Origin of the sequence: Kytococcus schroeteri (assembly GCF_002847825.1) — a bacterium.
Lineage (GTDB): Bacteria > Actinomycetota > Actinomycetes > Actinomycetales > Dermatophilaceae > Kytococcus > Kytococcus schroeteri.
In genome coordinates this window covers 1-306 of the sequence record NZ_PKIZ01000161.1, presented here as the reverse complement: position 1 = coordinate 306, position 306 = coordinate 1, and the positions used below count along the sequence as shown (strand labels likewise).

Sequence of the window (306 nt, the reverse complement as noted above, 5' to 3'; positions counted from 1 at the left end):
CGGAGGGCTTGGAAGCCGCAGACGGTTCGGAATTCGCAGACGGTTTAGAAGACACAGAAGCCCCGGAAGACGCACCAGATTTTGGTTGTTTCTGCTACGATGAGCGTCACTGAGTCCACCGAATCTCGAAGAGTGTTTTCCATCCATCCGCTCTCTGGGGCGATGTCTGCATCCTCGAACGGGCTCAAAACGAAATCAATCACAGGCGTGCCCTTAGGCGGGCGGCCGATGCCCATGCGGACGCGCACGTAGCGCTGGGTGCCCAGCTCGGCAGTCATTGAGCGCAGCCCATTGTGGCCACCCTCG

At 59.5% G+C, this 306-nt stretch carries 1 pseudogene; it reads right to left on the bottom strand.

Annotated features, from left to right (window positions below):
- Window positions 1-44: 44 nt before the first annotated feature.
- Window positions 45-306: pseudogene (locus CYJ76_RS11995) on the bottom strand (hypothetical protein); the annotation flags it as partial.